Genomic DNA, 1,866 nt, shown 5'->3' with positions numbered 1-1,866 from the left:
CGGACCACATGTCCAGCATCTCGAACAGGTGATAGCGCTCACCCGAGGCTGGAACACGAATGGCGAGCGGCTCTTTCGATACATCGAACCAGAGGAACGAGTACAGCGTGTCGGCATTGGGCCGGACCACCGTGGTGAAATTCGCATCGGGGAAGGCTCGCAGATTCTCGAACTGATTCATCGGCGCCTTCGGCATGGACGCGCGCCGCGTGAGCTCGGTGAGAACGAGCGGATAGGCGTAGGTGTAGGCGTCGGCCGCGATTTCCCGGGCGTCGTCCGCGGAGACCGGCGCCGGTGCCGTGGCGGCGGTGCCCGAACCGGAGTTCGTCGTATTCGCCGGTGACGACGTGCACGCTGCCGCGCCGACCATTAGGGCAATAGCGCAGAATCCTGCGATGCTGTTTCGGTAACGCCTGCCGCCGATGGACGTGGTGGTGCTGGTCCGCTTCGGATGAGACGCCGGGTCTTCCCGGTACCCGACCGCGCGGATCGGTGAGGAATCGGTCATTAGCGTTTCCTTGTGTGTGGTGGATTCGGACTGCATCAGCACCCGCTGGGAGGGGGTGGACTCGGTGAAGCACCGAGAAGAGAAGCGTGCCGGATGAGGGCCTGGTCACGTGCCGGGGTCGGCCACCGGAACGACTCACTCGAGGCACAGGTGCGTCGGGCTCGAATCGGGTGGTGGCCACCGCTTCTATTTGGCGATGTTGGCCAGGGCGACCGAGGCCCATCGCGCGAGCGGTGGCGCGATCCGCGACAGGATGTATATCAGGTGGGCTTCGGGGGCGATCGGTGCGACGGCTTTGCCGCGGTCGATGGCGGCGAGGATGTTGCGGGCTGCACGTTCGGGGGTGTAGCCGCGTTTGGCGTATGCCGCGTTTATTTTGGCGCGGCGTGCTTGTTCGTTGCCGCCGCGGTAGGTGCTGTCGCAGGTGATGGCGGTGTTGATGACGCCGGGGCAGATGGTGGTGACGGCGATGCCGTGGGGTGCGAGTTCCATGCGTAGGGCTTCGGTCATGCCGAAGATGGCGAATTTGGTGGTGCTGTAGGCGCCGAGCTGGGGGTTGGCGAGCATGCCGGCGGCGGAAGACACGTTGACGAGGTGTCCGCTGCCGCGTTCGACCATGGCGGGGGCGAAGGCCGCGACGCCGTGGACGACACCCATCAGGTTCACGCCGACCAGGCGGTTCCAGTCGTCGAGGGTGGTGTCGAGGATGCCGCCGATGACGGCGATGCCGGCGTTGTTGATCACCAGGTCGGGTGCGGCGAGTTGCTCGGTGACGTCGTTGGCGAAGCGGGTCATCTGTTCGGCGTCGCAGACGTCGACGGTGGCGTCGAACACCTGCGATCCTGCTGCTCGGGCGGTGGTGGCGGTGTCGTGCAGGCTGGCGCGGTTGCGGTCGCAGATTGCCAGGCTGGCACCCCGGTCGGCGCACTGCAGGGCGAGTTCGCGTCCGATGCCGCTGCCGGCGCCGGTGATGACGACGACCCGCCCGGTCAGGTCGCGAGTCTTGATGGGTGATGCGGACATCGGTCGCTCCTCGGGATGCGAAACGGGGTCCGGGGCGGGGTCCTGGCCGCCCCCGGACGCGGACAAAAGGTCAGGGCTGGGAGTCGGTCACCGACGCCACGCCGCCGCTGATGTAGTTGATCGGGCTCGCGGTTTGATGGGCGCCGGTCAGGGTGGCCGTTCGGCGGGCTGCTCGGTGAGAAGCCCGCCGATCCGGATTACTCGGCTGTGTCAGGCTTGTGGTGCGATGAATCCGGCGCTACCACCGCCGATGTAGTTCACCGGGCCGAGGTTTCGGGCTTGCGCCACCTCGCGGACGAGGTGTCGGATCATCGTGGTGTCGAGGATCGAGTGGA

Annotated in this window: 2 protein-coding genes; both read right to left on the bottom strand. The window is 66.5% G+C overall.

Features of this window, described 5'->3' with window-relative positions; translation table 11 throughout:
- The coding region (locus tag ACIRRA_RS45905) for a DUF1254 domain-containing protein (protein ID WP_402782432.1) at positions 1-508 on the bottom strand (508 nt) is incomplete at its 3' end.
- Between the two features lie 186 nt (positions 509-694).
- Entirely contained in the window at positions 695-1,531 is an 837-nt protein-coding gene (locus ACIRRA_RS45900; protein WP_402782429.1) for an SDR family NAD(P)-dependent oxidoreductase, read from the bottom strand.
- Positions 1,532-1,866 lie beyond the last annotated feature (335 nt).

The organism is Nocardia sp. NPDC101769 (assembly GCF_044766925.1).
In the GTDB taxonomy this organism is placed as follows: Bacteria; Actinomycetota; Actinomycetes; order Mycobacteriales; family Mycobacteriaceae; genus Nocardia.
Note: the sequence above shows the minus strand (reverse complement) of the source record. Positions and strands in the feature narration are given on the sequence as shown.